The organism is Burkholderia sp. MSMB1588, assembly GCF_001546925.1.
Lineage (GTDB): Bacteria > Pseudomonadota > Gammaproteobacteria > Burkholderiales > Burkholderiaceae > Burkholderia > Burkholderia humptydooensis.
This window is the reverse complement of the sequence record NZ_LNJS01000001.1, coordinates 1400479-1418768: the sequence shown is the minus strand read 5'-3', so window position 1 is coordinate 1418768 and position 18290 is coordinate 1400479. Positions and strand designations below refer to the sequence as shown.

General features: G+C 68.3%; 12 protein-coding genes. 7 read left to right on the top strand and 5 right to left on the bottom strand.

What is annotated here, in order from left to right; all coding sequences use genetic code 11:
- The first annotated feature begins 202 nt into the window (after window positions 1–202).
- Genes WS92_RS18320 through WS92_RS18305 form a run of 4 tightly spaced genes read left to right on the top strand, consistent with a single transcriptional unit; the run spans window position 203 to window position 4989 of the window.
- Window positions 203–1681, top strand: a complete 1479-nt coding sequence (locus WS92_RS18320) for an efflux transporter outer membrane subunit (RefSeq protein WP_082761076.1) — start codon at window positions 203–205, stop codon at window positions 1679–1681.
- Between the two features lie 14 nt (window positions 1682–1695).
- Window positions 1696–3897: an FUSC family protein gene (locus WS92_RS18315; protein WP_059929716.1), complete on the top strand. Its 2202-nt coding sequence runs from the start codon at window positions 1696–1698 to the stop codon at window positions 3895–3897.
- Complete coding sequence (locus WS92_RS18310; RefSeq protein ID WP_004191885.1) at window positions 3894–4097, top strand: DUF1656 domain-containing protein; 204 nt, start codon at window positions 3894–3896, stop codon at window positions 4095–4097. The genes WS92_RS18315 and WS92_RS18310 overlap by 4 nt, the downstream gene beginning before the upstream one ends.
- Before the next feature lie 13 nt (window positions 4098–4110).
- A complete protein-coding gene (locus tag WS92_RS18305) occupies window positions 4111–4989 on the top strand; it encodes an efflux RND transporter periplasmic adaptor subunit (RefSeq protein ID WP_009912687.1) in 879 nt (292 codons plus the stop codon).
- A 65-nt stretch (window positions 4990–5054) separates the two neighbouring features.
- Here WS92_RS18305 and WS92_RS18300 read toward each other — a convergent pair whose 3' ends face one another.
- Window positions 5055–6740, bottom strand: a complete 1686-nt coding sequence (locus WS92_RS18300) for a methyl-accepting chemotaxis protein (protein WP_059929718.1) — start codon at window positions 6738–6740, stop codon at window positions 5055–5057.
- A gap of 345 nt (window positions 6741–7085) precedes the next feature.
- On the opposite strand from WS92_RS18300, the gene WS92_RS18295 reads away from it, so the two are divergent.
- Complete coding sequence (locus WS92_RS18295; RefSeq protein WP_059929720.1) at window positions 7086–8339, top strand: MFS transporter; 1254 nt, start codon at window positions 7086–7088, stop codon at window positions 8337–8339.
- 75 nt (window positions 8340–8414) lie between these two features.
- Here WS92_RS18295 and WS92_RS18290 read toward each other — a convergent pair whose 3' ends face one another.
- Entirely contained in the window at window positions 8415–9203 is a 789-nt protein-coding gene (locus WS92_RS18290) for a 5'-methylthioadenosine/adenosylhomocysteine nucleosidase (RefSeq protein ID WP_059929722.1), read from the bottom strand.
- Entirely contained in the window at window positions 9200–11572 is a 2373-nt protein-coding gene (locus tag WS92_RS18285) for a UvrD-helicase domain-containing protein (RefSeq protein ID WP_059929724.1), read from the bottom strand. Before WS92_RS18285 ends, WS92_RS18290 begins: the two co-directional genes overlap by 4 nt.
- Before the next feature lie 140 nt (window positions 11573–11712).
- On the opposite strand from WS92_RS18285, the gene WS92_RS18280 reads away from it, so the two are divergent.
- Together WS92_RS18280 and galU are read left to right on the top strand one after the other, a co-directional pair.
- Window positions 11713–14580, top strand: a complete 2868-nt coding sequence (locus tag WS92_RS18280; RefSeq protein WP_059929727.1) for a valine--tRNA ligase — start codon at window positions 11713–11715, stop codon at window positions 14578–14580.
- 86 nt (window positions 14581–14666) lie between these two features.
- Window positions 14667–15551: a UTP--glucose-1-phosphate uridylyltransferase GalU gene (galU, locus tag WS92_RS18275; RefSeq protein ID WP_006026480.1), complete on the top strand. Its 885-nt coding sequence runs from the start codon at window positions 14667–14669 to the stop codon at window positions 15549–15551.
- An 82-nt stretch (window positions 15552–15633) separates the two neighbouring features.
- On the opposite strand, the gene WS92_RS18270 is transcribed toward galU, so the two are convergent.
- Together WS92_RS18270 and WS92_RS18265 are read right to left on the bottom strand one after the other, a co-directional pair.
- The gene (locus WS92_RS18270; protein ID WP_242425361.1) at window positions 15634–17403 is read right to left on the bottom strand and encodes a hypothetical protein; all 1770 of its coding nucleotides are present in this window, start codon (window positions 17401–17403) and stop codon (window positions 15634–15636) included.
- A gap of 226 nt (window positions 17404–17629) precedes the next feature.
- Window positions 17630–18247 (bottom strand): DUF4136 domain-containing protein, encoded by a 618-nt coding sequence (locus WS92_RS18265; RefSeq protein WP_059929731.1) that lies wholly within the window; start codon window positions 18245–18247, stop codon window positions 17630–17632.
- Window positions 18248–18290: the final 43 nt, after the last annotated feature.

Genomic DNA, 18290 nt, shown 5'->3' with positions numbered 1-18290 from the left:
ATCCGGGAGGATTGTTGCACAAATATCCAACAATATTATCTCAATTCCCGTAAGAATGCGTTGCACCATTGTCGGTTTATTTGGCAATTCGCAAAAAAATATAATCGCATTCGACTCATCTTTATCCGAAAGGGAGAAAATCGTGCAGTCTCCGGCAACAAGAGGGACGTTTGCACTCGCGGTTCTTGCAATCTCATCAATAATGGCCGGATGCGCAAGCATGGGCGATGTTGCACCGCAAGCCAAGCAGATCGATCCGGCGTCGCTCGACGCGGGCGCGGCGATCGCGGCGGCCGACCGCGACGCGGGCTGGCCCGCGGCCGACTGGTGGCGCGCGTATCGCGATCCGCAGCTCGATGCGTGGATCGCCGCGTCGCTCGCCGGCAACCCGTCGCTTGCCGCCGCGCAGGCCCGCGTGCGCGAGGCGCAATCGCTCGCGCGCATCGCGCACGCCGAGGAGCTGCCGCAGGTGAACGGCAACCTGTCGCTGATGCGCCAGCACTGGCCGGACAACGTCTACTACGGCCCGGGCCCGCTCGCCAACGCCGACACCTGGAACAACACGGGCACGCTGAGCCTGTCGTACCACCTCGACCTGTGGGGCAAGGACAAGAACAACGCCGAGCGCGCGCTCGACGCGGCGCGCGCCCGCGCGGCCGACGCGCGCGCCGCGCAGCTCGAGCTCGAGGCGAACGTCGTGCGCGCATACATCGATTTCGCGAAGAATTACGCGCTCCTCGACATCGCGCACGCGACCTACGACCGCCAGAACGAGCTCGCCGAACTCGCGCGCAAGCGCTTGCGCGCGGGCATCGGCACGCAGCTCGAAGTCAGCCAGGCCGAGGCGCCTCTGCCCGATTATTCGCGGCAGATCGATTCGTACGAAGAGGCGATCCAGCTCGGCCGGCATCAGCTCGCCGCGCTCGCCGGCAAGGGGCCGGGCGCGGGCGCGTCGCTCGCGCGGCCGAAGCTCGCGCTCGACGCGAACGCCGGCCTGCCGTCCGCGCTGCCCGCCGAGCTGATCGGCCGCCGGCCGGACATCGTCGCCGCGCGCTGGACGGTCGACGCGCAGACGCGCGGCATCGACGTCGCGAAGGCCGCGTTCTATCCGAACGTCGACCTGATCGCGTCGCTCGGCGGCTTCGCGGTCAGCGCGCCGTTCGCGACGTTCCTGCGCGCGATGAACGGCGGCTGGTCGGCGGGCCCCGCGCTCACGCTGCCGATCTTCGAGGGCGGCCGGCTGCGCGCGCAACTGGGCGTCGCGTCGGCGGGCTACGACGAGGCGGTCGAGCACTACAACCAGACGATCGTCGGCGCGCTCAAGGACATCGCCGACAACGTCGTGCGCCTGCACTCGCTCGACTCGCAGCAGAAGGACGCGGCGCGCGCGGTCTCGCTCACGCGGCGCTCGTATGATCTGTCGCACACGGGCTTCAGCCGCGGGCTCACCGACTACGTGAACGTGCTCATCGCGCAGAGCCAGTTGCTGAGCGCGCAGGAGAGCCAGACGCGCGTCGAGGCCGCGCGTCTCGCCGCGCATGCGTCGCTGATGGTCGCGCTCGGCGGCGGGCTCGAAACCGCGGGCGACGCGCCGCATGACGCGCCTGCGGGCGATGCGCGGCGTGCGGGCGCTTCGGGTGCTTCGGGTGCTCCGTCCGCATCGGCGAGCGCCGTCCGCTAACCGAGGAGCCGATCATGTCCGCCGCCTCCCCCGCTTCCGCGCCGCCGCCGCAGTCGGCCGGCGCCGCATTCGTCGCGTCGATGAGCGACTGGGCGCGCACCGACGGCGCCGCGTGGCTCTATCTCGCGAAGGCGCTCGCCGCCGCGTTCCTCGCGCTCGGCGTATCGATGGTGCTCGACCTGCCCGCGCCGAAGACCGCGATGACGACCGTCTTCATCGTGATGCAGCCGCAAAGCGGCGCGGTGTTCGCGAAGAGCTTCTACCGGCTCATCGGCACGTTCGTCGGCCTGACCGCGACGCTCGCGCTCGTCGGCCTGTTCCCGCAGCAGCCGGTGCTGTTCCTGCTCGCAGTCGCGCTGTGGGTGGCCGCATGCACGGCGGGCGCCGCGCGCAACCGCAACTTCCGCAGCTACGGCTTCCTGCTCGCCGGCTACACGGCTGCGCTGATCGGACTGCCCGCGTCGCAGGCGCCGAACGACGCGTTCATGACCGCGATGACGCGCGTCTCCGAGATCTCGGTCGGCATCCTGTCGGCGGGCGTCGTGAGCGCGTTGATCTTCCCGCAATACACGGGCGAGCAGATGCGCACGACCGTGCGCCGGCGCTTCGGCGCGTTCGTCGATTACGTCGCGGACGCGCTCGCGGGCGCGCTCGACCGCTCGAAGATCGAGAGCGTGCACACGCGCTTCGTCGCGGACGTCGTCGGCTTCGAGGCCGCGCGCAGCATGGCCGTGTTCGAGAACCCGGACACGCGGATGCGCAGCGGCCGGCTGTCGCGGCTGAACAGCGAGTTCATGACCGCGTCGAGCCGCTTTCACGCGCTGCACCAGTTGATGAACCGGCTGCACGCGACAAGCGCGCAGGCCGTGGACGCGCTCGAACCGTATTTCCGCGAGATCGCGCCGCTGTTGTCGAACGACGGCGAGCACGTGCGCACGTCCGCCGACGCGGCGCGCGCGGCCGAGCAGTTGCTCGCGTATCGCGACGCGCTGCCGCGCCGGATCCGCGCGACGCGCGCCGGGCACGAGACGCAGCCGGACTTCCCGCTCCTCGACTTCGACACCGCCTCCGAGCTGCTGTACCGCTTCATCACCGATCTGCATGCGTACGCGGCGACCTACGCGTCGCTCGCCGCGAGCACGCACGAGCGCGAACACTGGATCGAGCGCTACGAGCCGCGCACGAACGCGACGGCCGCGCTGATCGCGGGCATCCGCACCGCGAGCGTGATGCTGCTGCTGAGCGTGTTCTGGATCTACAGCGCATGGCCGAGCGGCGTGATGCTCGTGCTGAACGCGGCGGCCGTGTGCGCGCTCGCGTCGTCGTCGCCGCAGCCGACCAGGATGGCCGCGCAGATGGCGCTCGGCACCGCGTTCGCGGTCGTCACGGGCTTCGTGCTGATGTTCGGCGTCTATCCGCATATCGACGGCTTCGCGCTGCTGTGCGCGGCGCTCGCGCCGTTCCTCGCGCCCGGCGTGTTGATGTCGCTGAAGCCGAAGTACGCGGGCTGCGGCGCGGGCTACCTGATCTTCTTCTGCACGCTCGCCGGCCCGGAGAACCTCACGCATTACGACCCGATCGGCTTCATGAACGACGCGCTCGCGCTCGTGCTGTCGATGATCGTGTCGACGATCGCGTTCGCCGTGCTGTTCCCGCCGAGCGCGCCTTGGCTCAAGAAGCGCCTGTTCGCCGACCTGCGCCATCAGGCGGTCGCCGCGTGCCACGCGAGGCTGCCGGGGCTGCGCACGCGCTTCGAGAGCGGCGCGCGCGATCTGATGTTCCAGGCGCATGGCCTGTCCGCCGACCAGCCCGACGCGCAACGCGACGCGCTGCGCTGGATGTTTGCCGTGCTCGAGACCGGCAACGCGGTGATCGATCTGCGCGACGAGCTCGCGGCGCTGCCGCGCGATCCGCGCTATGCGGCGACGATGCCGTGGCGGCGCAAGATCGAAGCGGCGCGCGACGCGCTCGCCGCGCTGTTCGGCAAGCCGGCGCCCGCGCGCTTTCACGCGGCGCTCGCCGCCGCGGTCGACGCGATCGCGGCGACGCAGCAGGCGCTCGTCACGTTCGCGCCGCCGCGCGAGGAGCGCCACCAGATGCAGCGGATCCTGTCGCACCTGCATTTCGTGCGCACCGCGCTGCTCGATCCGGAATCTCCGCTCGCCGCGCTGAACGGCGCGCGCGTGCCGCCCGACCGACAAGGAGTTTCATCATGATGCCGCGCGACCTCGCGATTCTCGACGCATACGTGCCGACCGTCGTGCTGATGTTCGTCATCGGCGCGTTCGCGACCTGGCTGATCGACCGCCTGCTCGCGTACACGGGCCTCTATCGCGTCGTCTGGCACCCGTCGCTGTTCCGGGCAAGCCTTCTCGTGTGCATTTGCGGCGGGCTGAGCCTCGCCGTCTACCGTTGATATGAATCGAACCATGCTCTTGCGAAAACTTTTCGGCTTCGTCGCGACAGCCGCCATCCTGATCGTCGCGATCCTGATCGGGCGCACGCTGTGGGTCCACTACATGGACGAGCCCTGGACCCGCGACGGCCGCGTGCGCGCGGAGATCGTCAACGTCGCGCCGGACGTATCGGGCGCGGTGGTCGACTTGCCGGTGCGCGACAACCAGTTGGTGAAGAAAGGCGATCTCGTGCTGCAGATCGATCCGTCGCATTACCAGATCGCGGTCGAGCAAGCGCAGGCGGCCGTCGCCGCCCGCCGCGCGGAGCTGCAGATGCGCCGCGCCGACGCCGCGCGCCGCGCGGATCTCGACGCGCTCGTCGTGTCGAAGGAAAGCCGCGAGAATTCGGCGCAGACCGCGTCGAGCGCCGAGGCGCAGTACCAGCAGGCGCTCGCCGCGCTCGACGCCGCGCGGCTCAATCTCGAGCGCACGCGCGTGGTCGCGCCCGTCGACGGCTACGTGACGAACCTGCAGGTCTTCAAGGGCGACTACGCGAGTGCCGGCCAGGCGAAGCTCGCGATCGTCGACAGCCATTCGTTCTGGGTCTACGGCTATTTCGAGGAAACGAAGCTGCCGCGCGTGAAGATCGGCGCGAAGGCCGAGATGCGGCTGATGAGCGGCGGCGTGCTGAAAGGCCATGTCGAGAGCATCTCGCGCGGCATCTACGACCGCGACAATCCGCAGAGCCGCGACCTCGTCGCCGACGTGAACCCGACGTTCAACTGGGTGCGGCTCGCGCAGCGCGTGCCGGTGCGCATCCATATCGACGAGGTGCCGAAGGAACTCGTGCTGTCGGCGGGCACGACCTGCACGGTGATCGTCGAGCCCGACGGCGGCAAGCGCAAATCGTAGCTCGCGACGCGGATGCGGGCGCGGGCGCGCCGAACCGCGGGCGGCGCAATCCGGATCGCGTGCGCTCAATCCACCGCGCCCACCGCGCGCGCGGGCAAGTGGAAGCGCCCGACCATCGCCTTGAGCATCTGCGCCTGCTCGTCGAGCGAGCGCGCGGCGGCGGCCGCCTCCTCGACGAGCGCCGCGTTCTGCTGCGTGCCGGCGTCCATCTGCGTGACCGCGCGCCCGATCGCGTCGATGCCCGAGCTCTGCTCGTTCGACGCAGCCGAGATCTCGCCCATGATGTCGGTCACGCGCTTCACCGCGCGCACGACGTCGTCCATCGTGCGCCCGGCGTCCTGCGCAAGCACCGCGCCGTTCGCGACCCGCTCGACCGATGCGCCGATCAGCCCCTTGATCTCCCTGGCGGCTGTCGCCGAGCGTTGCGCGAGCGAGCGCACCTCGCTCGCGACGACCGAGAATCCGCGCCCTTCCTCGCCCGCGCGAGCCGCCTCGACGGCCGCGTTCAGCGCGAGGATGTTGGTCTGGAACGCGATGCTCTCGATCACGCCGATGATGTCGCGGATGCTCTTCGCGCTCTCGTCGATCTCGTTCATCGTCGCAACCACGCGGCCGACCACCGTGCCGCCCGCCTCGGCGACCGACGACGCGTTCGCCGCGAGCGCGCTCGCCTGCCGCGCGTTCTCCGCGTTCTGGTGGACAGTCGACGTCAGTTGCCCCATGCTCGACGCGGTGCGCTCGAGCGCGACCGCCTGCTGCTCGGTGCGTTGCGACAGATCGAGATTGCCCATCGCGATCTCGCCCGCCGCGGACGCGATCGCCTCGGCGCTCGCGGAAATCTCGCGCACGGTGCCGGCCAGGCCCTCCTGCATGTCGCGCAGCGCATGCAGCATGCTGTCGTGGTCGCGCGCGTCGAGCCGGATCGCGTTCGACAGATCGCCGCGCGCGATGCTGACCGCGATGTCCTTCGCATACGCGGGCTCGCCGCCCAGTTGCGCGCCGAGCCGCCGCACGACCCACGCGGCGATCGCGAACGCGAGCACGACGAGCGCCGCCGTCATCGCGGCGAGCATCGCGAACGATTCGCGGAATATCGCGCCGGACGCATCGAGCGTCGCCTTCGACGCATCGCCGCGCGCGTCGACGAGCCCGTCGACGAGCTTCTCGAGCTTGCCCGTCTCGACGAGCAGCGACACGTCCTGCGAGCCGACCTGCCAGCTCATCTGCGACAGGTCGAGCGGCTGCTCGCGCACGAGCTTCACGAAGTCGCGCAGATGCGCGCTCCACGCGGCCACGGCCGCGCCGAACGCCTTCAGGCGCGCAGCGCCGTCGGCCGCGCCGTCCGCGTGGCGCTGCAGCGTCGCGAGCTCGGCGCCGATCACCGCGAGCCCCGTGTCGATGTCCGCGCCGAGATCGTCGCGCTCCTTCGCCGTCGTCGCGGTGATCAGCATCTTCTGCGCGCGGCTCGCGCGCAGCACCGACGCGCGCACCTCCTCGGCCGCGCGGCTCGCAACGTGCCCCTGCTCGTACACGGACTTGATCGAGCTGTTGAGCCGGCTGATCTGCGCAAGCGAAAACAGGCCGACGGCCAGCGTGCCGACGAGCAGCATCGCGAACGCGGCGCGCAGCGTCGTCTTCACCGACCATGCGCGGCGCGGGCGGTGGGGCTTGCCGGGCTCGGGCGGGCGCCCGGGGTTCCCCGTCGCGTCGTCGGCCAGGAAGTGCTTGCCGGGCAGCGATACTCCTTTCATCGATGGATTCCCGTTCTGATGCTGCGGCCGAAAAGGCGGTTTCGGCTTGACCGTCGGCGCTCGCGCGATACGTCTCGACAGCATCTACGGCAGGCGCTTTTTTTTCTTGAGTGGGGTATTACCCGTCGTTCCGGACGCAACGCCCGGCCGCCGGCCGCGCAAACGCTAAACACGCGGCCGGCGTGCGAACGCGCGCAACGGTCGCGCGCGGGGTTGTCCGATTTGCAACAAAAGTTGGCCGGACATTGCCGAAGTGACACATTACACTTCGTTGACCCATCAAAGAAAAACACGTGCCGCGCCCTTACGGGCACGCCGCGCCCCTTCCGAGACACTCGCATCCGTATGGAAACCAGCCTCGACAACCGCCCGCCCGTTGCCCGTCCCGCCGCATCGCCCGCGCCGGCCGCCGCCGTCTCGCGCACCGTCTACCCGGTGCTCGGCGCGATCAGCTTCTCGCATCTGCTCAACGACATGATCCAGTCGCTGATCCTCGCGATCTACCCGATGCTGAAAGCGGAATTCGTGCTGTCGTTCGCGCAGATCGGCCTCATCACGCTCACGTACCAGATCACCGCGTCGCTGCTGCAGCCCGTGATCGGCCTGTATACGGACAAGCGTCCGCAGCCGTTCTCGCTGCCCGTCGGCATGGGCTTCACGCTCGCGGGCCTGCTGCTGATGTCGTTCGCGCCGACGTTCCCGTTCCTGCTCGCCGCGGCGGCCCTCGTCGGCTGCGGCTCGTCGGTGTTTCACCCCGAATCGTCGCGCGTCGCGCGAATGGCGTCGGGCGGCCAGCACGGGCTCGCGCAGTCGCTGTTCCAGGTCGGCGGCAACGCCGGCTCGTCGCTCGGGCCGCTGCTCGCCGCGCTGATCGTGATCCCGCACGGCCAGCGCAGCATCGCGTGGTTCTCGGTCGCGGCGCTCGTCGCGATCTTCGTGCTCGTGCAGATCGGCCGCTGGTATCAGCGTCATCCGGCCGCGAAGAAGAAGACCGCGCACGCCGCGCATCCGACGCTGTCGCGCCGCCAGGTCGGGCTCGCGCTCGGCGTGCTCGTGCTGCTCGTGTTCTCGAAGTACTTCTATCTCGCCAGCATCAACAGCTATTTCACGTTTTATCTGATCGACAAGTTCCACCTGTCGGTGCAGGCCGCGCAGATCCATCTGTTCGTGTTCCTCGCGGCCGTCGCGGCGGGCACGATCATCGGCGGGCCGGTCGGCGACCGGATCGGGCGCAAGTACGTGATCTGGGCGTCGATCCTCGGCGTCGCGCCGTTCACGCTGCTGCTGCCGTATGCGAACCTGTTCTGGACCACGGTGCTGACCATCGTGATCGGCGTCGTGCTCGCGTCCGCGTTCGCGGCGATCATCGTCTACGGGCAGGAGCTGATTCCGGGCAAGGTCGGCACGGTCGCCGGGCTCTTTTTCGGGCTGTCGTTCGGCCTCGGCGGCGTCGGCGCGGCTGTGCTCGGCCAGCTCGCCGACGCGACGAGCATCGCGTTCGTCTACAAGGTCTGCTCGTTCCTGCCGCTGATCGGCGTGCTGACGGTGTTCCTGCCGAACGTCGAGGGCAGGAAGAAGCTCGGCAGGCAAGGCGCCTGAGGGATCGACAAGACCGAAGCAGCCGACGCGCGACGCGCGAACGCGCGCCGGCCGCGCCGAACGCCATGCTTCGGATCAGGCCGCGTTCGCCTTCGCGTGCGCGGCCAGAAACCGCTTCAGGATGCCCGACGAATAGGCGCCGGCGATGTCGGTGAGGAACGTCGTGAACGACGTGCTCGCGTGGTCGTCGGCGGTGTCGGAGATCGTGCGGACGATCGCGCACGGCACGCCGTACTCGTGGCACACCTGCGCGAGCGCGGCGCCTTCCATCTCGACCGCGAGCGCGTCCGGCAGCGTGTCGCGCAGCGCGATCACCTCGCGCTCGCTCGACACGAAGCGGTCGCCGCTGACGATGAGACCTTCGTGCACGCGCGCGCCGTGCAACCGGAAGCGCGCGTTCAGCGTCGCGCCCTCGTCGTCGACGAAGCGCACGCAGGCCGCCTTCAACTGCGCGGCGAGCGCCGTGTCGGCGGCGAAGCGTGTGAGCCCGAGCAGCGGCACCTCGAAGCGCGGAAAGAGCGGCGACGCATCGAGATCGTGTTGCAGCAGCGCATCGGCGACGACCACGTCGCCGATGCTCACCTCGCTCGCGACGCCGCCCGCGACGCCCGTGAACACGATCGCGCGCACGTCGAAGCGATGAATGAGCGCGCTCGCCGTCGCGGCCGCCGCGACCTTGCCGACCCGCGCGAGCGTGACGACGCACGGCACGCCGTGCGCAACGCCGACGTGGTAGTCGCGCTGGCCGAGCGTGATCGTGTCGACGGGCCCGCCGTCGCGCATCGCGGCGACAAGGTCGCCCAACTCCTCCGGCAGCGCGGCGAGGATGCCGAGCGGCCGGTCGAAAAACGTCTGCTGATTCATTCGACCGCCTGCAGTTTCGCGACCGCGAGCGCGAGCCATTTCTCGCCGTGCCGCTTGAATTTGACTTGCGCCTTCGCGTCGGTGCCACTGCCTTCGAGCGCCGTCACCGTGCCTTCGCCGAACTTCGTGTGGAATACCTGCTGGCCGATCCGAAAGCCGTTTTCGGCCTCGCGCTGCTGGTTCGCGAACGCGGGCAGCGGCGCGGACACCGCCGCGTCGACGACGCCCGCGCGCGCGCCGCCGCCACCGCCGCCCGGCCGCGCGAACCAGTCGCGGCCCCACCCGGCATTGTCCGAGCGGCCGCCCCAGCGCGCGCCCGCCTCGACCTTCGGCGTGAGCCACTTGAGCACGTGCTGCGGCAGCTCGTCGAAGAAGCGCGAGCGGATGTTGTAGCGGGTCTGGCCGTGCAGCATCCGGCTCTGCGCGAACGACAGGTAGAGCCGCTCCTTCGCGCGCGTGATCGCGACGTACATCAGCCGGCGCTCTTCCTCGAGGCCGTCGGATTCGAGCGCGCTGTTCTCGTGCGGAAAGAGCCCTTCCTCGAGCCCGGTGATGAACACCGCGGCGAACTCGAGCCCCTTCGCCGCGTGGACCGTCATCAGTTGCACCGCGTCCTGGCCCGCCTGCGCCTGGTTGTCGCCCGCCTCGAGCGACGCGTGCGACAGGAAGCCGGCAAGCGGCGTCATTGCATCCGGGTTCTGCGCGGGATCGGCGAGGTTCGCGGGCGCGAGCACCGCATCGGCCGGATCGGCGCCGCCCGCCGCGAGCTCCGGCGCCGCGCTCGCGCGCGCATGCAGCGGAATCGAGCGGGCGGGCGTATCGAGCCCGTAGCCTTCCTCGGAGACGAACGCGGTGGCCGCGTTCACCAGTTCCTGCAAGTTCTCGAGGCGATCCTGGCCCTCGCGCTCGCCTTGATAGAAATCGGCGAGGCCGCTCGCGCGCACGACGTGCTCGACCGTCTCGGGCAGGCTCATCTGCGCGGTTTCCGCGCGCATCTTCGCGATCAGGTTCGCGAACGACGAAAGGCTCGAGCCCGCCTTGCCCGTCACGTACGGAATCGCGGCCGCCATCGAGCAGTCGTACAGCCGCGCGGCGTCGGCGAGCTGCTCGATCGAGCGCGCGCCGATGCCGCGCGTCGGGAAGTTGACGACGCGCGCGAACGCGGTGTCGTCGTTCGGATTGTCGATGAGGCGCAGATACGCGAGCGCGTGCTTCACTTCCTGGCGCTCGAAGAAGCGCAGGCCGCCGTACACGCGGTACGGAATGCCCGCCGTCATCAGCGTGTGCTCGATCGAGCGCGACTGCGCGTTGCTCCGGTACAGCACCGCGACCTCGCTGCGCGCGAGGCCCGTATTCACGAGCGAGCGGATCTCCTCGACGATCCACGCCGCCTCCTGCGCGTCGGTGGCCGCTTCGTAGACGCGCACGGGCTCGCCGTGGCCCGCGTCGGTGCGCAGGTTCTTGCCGAGCCGGTGCGCGTTGTTCGCGATCAGGTGGTTCGCCGCATCGAGGATGTTGCCGTGCGAGCGGTAGTTCTGCTCGAGCTTGATCAGGTTGCGCACGCGGAATTCGTTCTCGAAGTCGCGCATGTTGCCGACGTTCGCGCCGCGAAACGCATAGATCGACTGGTCGTCGTCGCCGACCGCGAAGATCGCGTTGTGGCCGCCCGCGAGGAGCTTGAGCCACGCGTACTGCAGCTTGTTCGTGTCCTGGAACTCGTCGACGAGGATGTGCCTGAAGCGCGCCTGGTAGTGCGCGCGCAGCGGCGGGTTGTGCGCGAGCAGCTCGTGGCAGCGCAGCAGCAGCTCGGGGAAATCGACGACGCCCTCGCGCTGGCACTGCTGCTCGTACGCCTGGTACAGCTCGACGAACTTGCGGTTGAAGCTGTCGGTCGCGTCGACCTTGTCGGGGCGCAGCCCCTGCTCCTTCGCGTTGTTGATGAAGTACTGGACGTTCTTCGGCGGGTACTTCTCGTCGTCGACGTTCGCCGCCTTCATCAGCCGCTTGATCGCGGAGAGCTGGTCGGCCGTGTCGAGGATCTGGAACGTCTGCGGCAGCCCCGCGTCGCGGTAGTGCGCGCGCAGCATCCGGTTGCAGAGGCCGTGGAACGTGCCGATCCACATGCCGCGCGTGTCGATCGGCATCATCGCGGACAGGCGCGCCATCATCTCGCGCGCGGCCTTATTCGTGAACGTGACGGCGAGCACCGTCGCGGGCGACGCATAGCCCTGCCGGATCAGCCACGCGATCCGCGTGATGAGCACGCGGGTCTTGCCGCTGCCCGCCCCGGCGAGGATCAGCGCCGGCTCGTTCGGCAACGTGACGGCGGCGAGTTGTTCGGGGTTCAGGTTCGCGAGCAGATCGGGCATGGAGAGAAAGCGGTCGAGCGGGTGGACGCGGACCCGACATTATAAATCGCGCGCGGCCGGCGCCGCCCGGGCGGATGCGCATCCATTTATAATTGACGGTTTCCGCATCAATCACCCCATCTTTCGGCGAATTTCCTACCATGAGCGACACCACGCTTGCGAAGAGTTTCGAGCCCCAGACCATCGAATCCCAATGGGGGCCGGAATGGGAAAAGCGCGGCTACGCGACCCCCGCGCTCGACCCGAGCCGGCCCGACTTCTCGATCCAGTTGCCGCCCCCGAACGTGACGGGCACGCTGCACATGGGCCACGCGTTCAATCAGACGATCATGGACGGCCTCGTGCGCTATCACCGGATGCTCGGCCACAACACGCTGTGGGTGCCCGGCACCGACCACGCGGGCATCGCGACGCAGATCGTCGTCGAGCGCCAGCTCGATGCGCAGGGCGTGTCGCGCCACGATCTCGGCCGCGAGAAATTCGTCGAGCGCGTATGGGAATGGAAGGAGCAATCCGGCTCGACGATCACGGGCCAGGTTCGCCGCATCGGCGCGTCGCCCGACTGGTCGCGCGAATACTTCACGATGAACGACAGGATGTCGGAAGTCGTGCGCGAAGTGTTCGTCCGCCTCTATGAACAGGGGCTCATCTATCGCGGCAAGCGCCTCGTGAACTGGGACCCCGTGCTGCTCACCGCGGTGTCCGATCTCGAAGTCGCGAGCGAAGAGGAAAACGGCCACCTGTGGCACATCCGGTACCCGCTCGCGGACGGCCCGGGCCACCTGAGCGTCGCGACGACGCGCCCCGAGACGATGCTCGGCGACGTCGCGGTGATGGTGCATCCGGAAGACGAGCGCTACAGGCACCTCGTCGGCCGGCACGTGAAGCTGCCGCTTTGCGACCGCGAGATTCCGATCATCGCGGACGACTACGTCGATCGCGAATTCGGCACGGGCGTCGTGAAGGTCACGCCCGCGCACGACTTCAACGACTATCAGGTCGGCCTGCGCCACCAGCTCGCGCCGATCGAGATCCTCACGCTCGACGCGAAGATCAACGACAACGCGCCCGCGGCGTACCGCGGCCTCGACCGCTTCGACGCGCGCAAGGCCATCGTCGACGAGCTCGACGCGCAGGGCTTCCTCGAATCGGTGAAGCCGCACAAGCTGATGGTGCCGCGCGGCGACCGCACGGGCGTCGTGATCGAGCCGATGCTGACCGACCAGTGGTTCGTCGCGATGACGAAGCCCGCGCCGGAAGGCACGTTCCATCCGGGCAAGTCGATCACCGAGGTGTCGCTCGACGTCGTGCGCCGCGGCCAGATCAGGTTCGTGCCGGAGAACTGGACGACCACCTACTACCAATGGCTCGAGAACATCCAGGACTGGTGCATCTCGCGCCAGCTATGGTGGGGCCATCAGATTCCCGCGTGGTACGGCGAGAACGGCGAGATCTTCGTCGCGCGCAGCGAGGAAGACGCGCGCGCGCAGGCCGCCGCGAAGGGCTACGCAGGCGCATTGAAGCGCGACGACGACGTGCTCGACACGTGGTTCTCGTCCGCGCTCGTGCCGTTCTCGTCGCTCGGCTGGCCGGACGACACGCCTGAGCTGAAGCACTTCCTGCCGTCGTCGGTGCTCGTCACCGGCTTCGACATCATCTTCTTCTGGGTCGCCCGGATGGTGATGATGACAACGCACTTCACGGGCAAGGTGCCGTTCGAGACGGTCTACGTGCACGGCCTCGTGCGCGACGCCGAAGGCCAGAAGATGTCGAAGAGCAAGGGCAACACGCTCGACCCGATCGACATCGTCGACGGCATCGGCCTCGACGCGCTCGTCGCGAAGCGCACGACGGGCCTGATGAATCCGAAGCAGGCGGCGACGATCGAGAAGAAGACGCGCAAGGAATTCCCGGACGGCATCCCCGCGTTCGGCACCGACGCGCTGCGCTTCACGATGGCGTCGATGGCGACGCTCGGCCGCAACGTGAACTTCGATCTCGCGCGCTGCGAAGGCTACCGCAACTTCTGCAACAAGCTGTGGAACGCGACGCGCTTCGTGCTGATGAACTGCGAAGGCCACGACTGCGGCTTCGACAAGCCGGAAGTCTGCGGCGCGGGCGATTGCGGCCCGGGCGGCCATCTCGATTTCTCGCAGGCGGACCGCTGGATCGTGTCGCTCATGCAGCGCGTCGAAGCGGACATCGCGAAGGGCTTCGCCGACTATCGCTTCGACAACATCGCGAACGCGATCTACAAGTTCGTCTGGGACGAATACTGCGACTGGTATCTGGAGCTCGCGAAGGTGCAGATCCAGAACGGCGCGCCCGAGCAGCAGCGCGCGACGCGCCGCACGCTGCTGCGCGTGCTGGAAACGGTGCTGCGCCTCGCGCACCCGATCATTCCGTTCATCACCGAGGCGCTGTGGCAGAAGGTCGCGCCGCTCGCCGGCCGCTATCCGGCGGGCCACGCGGACGGCGAAGCATCGCTGATGGTGCAGGCCTATCCGGTCGCCGAGCCGAAGAAGCTCGACGAGGCGGCCGAACAGTGGGCGGCCGAACTGAAGGCGGTGGTCGACGCATGCCGTAATCTGCGTGGCGAGATGAACCTGTCTCCGGCGACCAAGGTGCCGCTCCTCGCGGCCGGCGACGCGGCGAAGCTGCAGGCGTTCGCGCCTTACGTGCAGGCGCTCGCGCGCCTGTCCGAAGTGCGCGTGCTGCCGGACGAGGCGGCGCTCGACGCCGACGCGCACGGCGCGCCGATCGCGATCGTCGGAGGCAACAAGCTGGTGCTGAAGGTCGAGATCGACGTCGCGGCGGAACGCGAGCGCCTGTCGAAGGAGATCGCGCGCCTCGAAGGCGAAATCGTCAAGTGCAACGCGAAGCTCGGCAACGAGGCGTTCGTCGCGAAGGCGCCGCCCGCGGTGGTCGAACAGGAGCAAAAGCGGCTCGCGGAGTTTCAGAGCACGTTGGCGAAACTCCACGCGCAACTCGCGCGGCTGCCGGCGTAACAGTCCGTAAGGAATCTTGCGTTCACTATAATGCTGCAATCACCATTTGTTTCGATCGAATCGATACGAGGAGCAAGGGTTCAATCATGTTGAAAGTCACCAAGGCGGTTTTCCCGGTCGCGGGCCTGGGCACGCGGTTCCTGCCCGCCACCAAGGCGAGCCCGAAGGAAATGCTGCCCGTCGTCGACAAACCGTTGATCCAGTACGCGGTGGAAGAAGCGATTGCAGCGGGCATCACCGAGATGATCTTCGTGACGGGCCGCAGCAAGCGCGCGATCGAGGATCACTTCGACAAATCGTATGAAGTCGAGGCGGAACTGGAAGCGCGCGGCAAGGAAAAGCTGCTCGATCTCGTGCGCAACATCAAGCCGAGCCACGTCGACTGCTTCTACGTGCGCCAGCCGGAAGCGCTCGGCCTCGGCCACGCGGTGCTGTGCGCGGAGAAGCTCGTCGCGGACAACCCGTTCGCGGTGATCCTCGCCGACGACCTGCTCGACGGCAATCCGCCCGTAATGAAGCAGATGGTCGACGTGTTCGACCACTATCACAGCTCGGTGATCGGCGTCGAGGAGATCCCGCCCACGGACACGAAGTCGTACGGGATCGTCGACGGCAAGGAATGGGAAGACTCGATCATCAAGATGTCGGCGATCGTCGAGAAGCCCGAGCCCGACGTCGCGCCGTCGAACCTCGGCGTCGTCGGCCGCTACGTGCTCAAGCCGCGGATCTTCGATCATCTGCGCGCGCTCAAGCCGGGCGCGGGCGGCGAGCTGCAGTTGACGGACGCGATCCAGGCGCTCCTCGCGGACGAACAGGTGCTCGCGTACAAGTATCGCGGCACCCGCTTCGACTGCGGCAGCAAGCTCGGCTATCTGAAGGCGACGGTCGAGTTCGCGCTGCGCCACCCGGAAGTGAGGACCGAGTTCGAAGCGTATCTGCGCGCACGCGACGGCAGCGCGGCACAGTCCTGAACCGGCGGGCACGGCGAACGGTTTCGCCCGCTGCGCCGGCTACCGACGGCCGGCCTCTTCACCGCTTCATCGACAGCTTGCCTCAAGCCTCGGCGGCATGCGTCACTGCGTGCGGCTGCGCCGGCTGGCTGCTCGTGCTCATCGCGAATTGCACACATCCCGCGCCGACCAGCAGCGCGCCGAGCACGTTCTCGAGATGGTTCTTCGCCGTATCGTCGAGCGACGTCTGCGACAGCAGATGCGTGGCGACCGCGCTCAATCCATAGACGTTGAGAAACAGACTGGCGCGCGCGATGCCGGCGCCCGCTGCCTTGTCCGCCAGTTGCGAAGTGAAGCTCTGTTCCGACGTGTCGATCTTCGACCAGCGAATGCGCAGATCGCGGATCTGGTGGAACGCGTGCTGCGTGAGGCCATGCGTCGTCAGTTCGTTGACGAGCCGCGAACCGATCGCATCGGTAGCTTCGCCGGCAACGTTGGAGCCGACATATCCGGTCAACTCGCGCATCCCCTCTGGGAGGGTCAGCTTCCCGTCACGCAGCGCATCGACGAAGCCCGCGCCGGACGTCCCGAAAAAACCCTGACCGTCGTTGACGAGATACTGGTTCGGCACGTAGGGGATGTTATTGAGCGCCTGCGCCCGAACGGGGTGTTCGTAGTCGTCGTCATGGTTGCTTTCGAGCGGCAGCTCCAGATTGAACAGGTCGCGCGCGGTGTAGACGAACGACTTCACCGCGTTCGGCAACTGCGTCGCCAGCAGGCCGAACTGGCCGTTGCCGTTCTGGCCGCGGCCCAATGCGCCGGCGGCGACCACCGTGCCGAGCAGCGTCAGCATCTGCATCGCATGGCCCTTGTAGGTGTCGCTCGTCGCGACGCCCTTGTGGTGCTTGTGAATCATCGCCATCAGGTTGCCCGCGCCCGCAGCCGTGTACAGCACCGCGACGCCGAGCGCGCGGCTCTCCGGCGATACCTCGTAGTGCTGCAACAACGCCTCGGTGCAGGCGCCCGCGAGTTCGCGCAGGATGGTCGCGCCGCCCGTTCCGGCGAGCTCGTGGCTGGCCGCGTTGATGAAATTGGCCACCCATCCCATCACGGCCTGATTGTCGCCGTAGGCGTTGGTGACGATTCGTCCGCCCTCTTCGAGCGCCGCGTCCTTCGCACGACCGAGTCCGGCGCTCGCCTGCCCGTATGCATGGCTCAATCCGGCGCTCGTCCGGTCGTACACGGTGCTCAATCCCGTGCTTGCCTGCGCGTACGTCGTCCGCGCGAATCGGGAGCCAGCGCTCAACGCGTCCTGCGCGCCGCTCGCAACCGAGTTGCCGAACGCACTGGCCTGCCTGGACGCTGCCGTTCCCCAACCGCCGATCGCATTGACCAGGCTGTTCGCGACCTCCGCGGCCGTTATCCGTCCCTGGCTCGCCTGCTGTAACGTATTCACCACCGCCGCCATTTGCTGCGGGGTCGGCGCGGGCGCGTCGCGATCCGGTCTTGTTTCAAGCGGATCGATTTGTATCGCGATATACGGCACCGATTCGGTCGCCTGCGGCTGAACCGGCGTGATCGCATCCTGCTGGGAGACGGTCTCGCTCTGCGTTTCGCGCTCCCGCAGTTCGATCTCTTCAGCCACCGACGACGACTCGACGCCCGCCCGTCTGCCCTGCCGCAGGAACGTCCGCAACGCGCCGGGGTTCGTCGTCTGCGAGCTACTGCGCAGTGCGGGCGGCTGGTGCAACGATGGCGAGCCAGGCATGCGCGCCAGGATCGATGGCGTGCGACGCGTATCGCGCGCATGCGGCGCTGTCCGTGTCGACGGGCCGGCAACCGGCTCCTCCGCCTCCATGCGCTGCGCGCCCAAGCCGTGCGTATTCGATGAAATCGATCCCGGACCGTCCATGGCGTTTCCTTTCAAGGGTTAGGAAATCGTGACCGCCGCATGAAAACGATCCATGTCGGCACTGTGTCGGCAGTATGGGAAGACCGGTCGTGCGCGCCGCCCGCGGACGCGAAGCGGGCGCACGAAACGCGAATGAAGAGGCGCGAAGGAAACGGAGGGGCGATGCCTGATGCGTGACGGTCGCGCGTTACGGCTTGGCGCTGGCGGGTTTCACGGACACGACGCCCGGCGTCGCCCCCGCTTCGCCCTGCTTCGTCTTCACGAGCCAGCCGCCGCCGTCCGAAAACGGCACGCGCGCAAGCGCGCTTTTCACGAGCACGGGCGTCGCCCGCAGCGCGTCGGGATGGCGGTCCTGCACGGCCGCCGACACGCGATACGCGTCGTTGCCGCTGCTGCGCTCGACGAAGCGCAGCGTCAGCACGTGCCGGTAGACCGTGCCCGCGAACGGCAGCGCGAACGGCGCCGGCCCGTCGACCGCGACGCACGCCGGCTGCTGCGCGCCGCCGCAGCCCGGCATCGTCAGCGCGACGGACGCCGGCTGCGTCGCATAGGCGATCGTCACGCGGTAGCGGGCCTGCGCGCCGTCCGCTTCGTCGAAGCCGCGCTGCGCGAGCTCGCGGCGCACGAGCGTCTCCATCTGCCGGTAATCCGCGTTGTCGGCCTGCGTGGCCGTGCGCGCGAAATCGTAGGTTCGCGCGCCCGCCAGCGCCCCCGGCGCCGCCGATGCGCTGACGCCCGTCGTCACCGACGCGCACCCGGACAACAGTGCGGCCGCCAGCGCCGCCCCCGTCCACAAGACTTTCATAGCTTCTCCCATATCGCTGTTCGCCCCCGTCCTAGCCATCCGC

Excerpts from the sequence above, each read along its gene's own strand:
- WS92_RS18300 (WP_059929718.1), bottom strand. The coding sequence starts at position 6,740 with ATGAAAGGAGTATCGCTGCCCGGCAAGCACTTCCTGGCCGACGACGCG.
- WS92_RS18305 (WP_009912687.1), top strand. The coding sequence starts at position 4,111 with ATGCTCTTGCGAAAACTTTTCGGCTTCGTCGCGACAGCCGCCATCCTG.
- WS92_RS18285 (WP_059929724.1), bottom strand. The coding sequence starts at position 11,572 with ATGCCCGATCTGCTCGCGAACCTGAACCCCGAACAACTCGCCGCCGTC.
- WS92_RS18280 (WP_059929727.1), top strand. The coding sequence starts at position 11,713 with ATGAGCGACACCACGCTTGCGAAGAGTTTCGAGCCCCAGACCATCGAA.
- WS92_RS18320 (WP_082761076.1), top strand. The coding sequence starts at position 203 with ATGGCCGGATGCGCAAGCATGGGCGATGTTGCACCGCAAGCCAAGCAG.
- WS92_RS18290 (WP_059929722.1), bottom strand. The coding sequence starts at position 9,203 with ATGAATCAGCAGACGTTTTTCGACCGGCCGCTCGGCATCCTCGCCGCG.
- WS92_RS18265 (WP_059929731.1), bottom strand. The coding sequence starts at position 18,247 with ATGAAAGTCTTGTGGACGGGGGCGGCGCTGGCGGCCGCACTGTTGTCC.
- galU (WP_006026480.1), top strand. The coding sequence starts at position 14,667 with ATGTTGAAAGTCACCAAGGCGGTTTTCCCGGTCGCGGGCCTGGGCACG.
- WS92_RS18295 (WP_059929720.1), top strand. The coding sequence starts at position 7,086 with ATGGAAACCAGCCTCGACAACCGCCCGCCCGTTGCCCGTCCCGCCGCA.
- WS92_RS18315 (WP_059929716.1), top strand. The coding sequence starts at position 1,696 with ATGTCCGCCGCCTCCCCCGCTTCCGCGCCGCCGCCGCAGTCGGCCGGC.
- WS92_RS18310 (WP_004191885.1), top strand. The coding sequence starts at position 3,894 with ATGATGCCGCGCGACCTCGCGATTCTCGACGCATACGTGCCGACCGTC.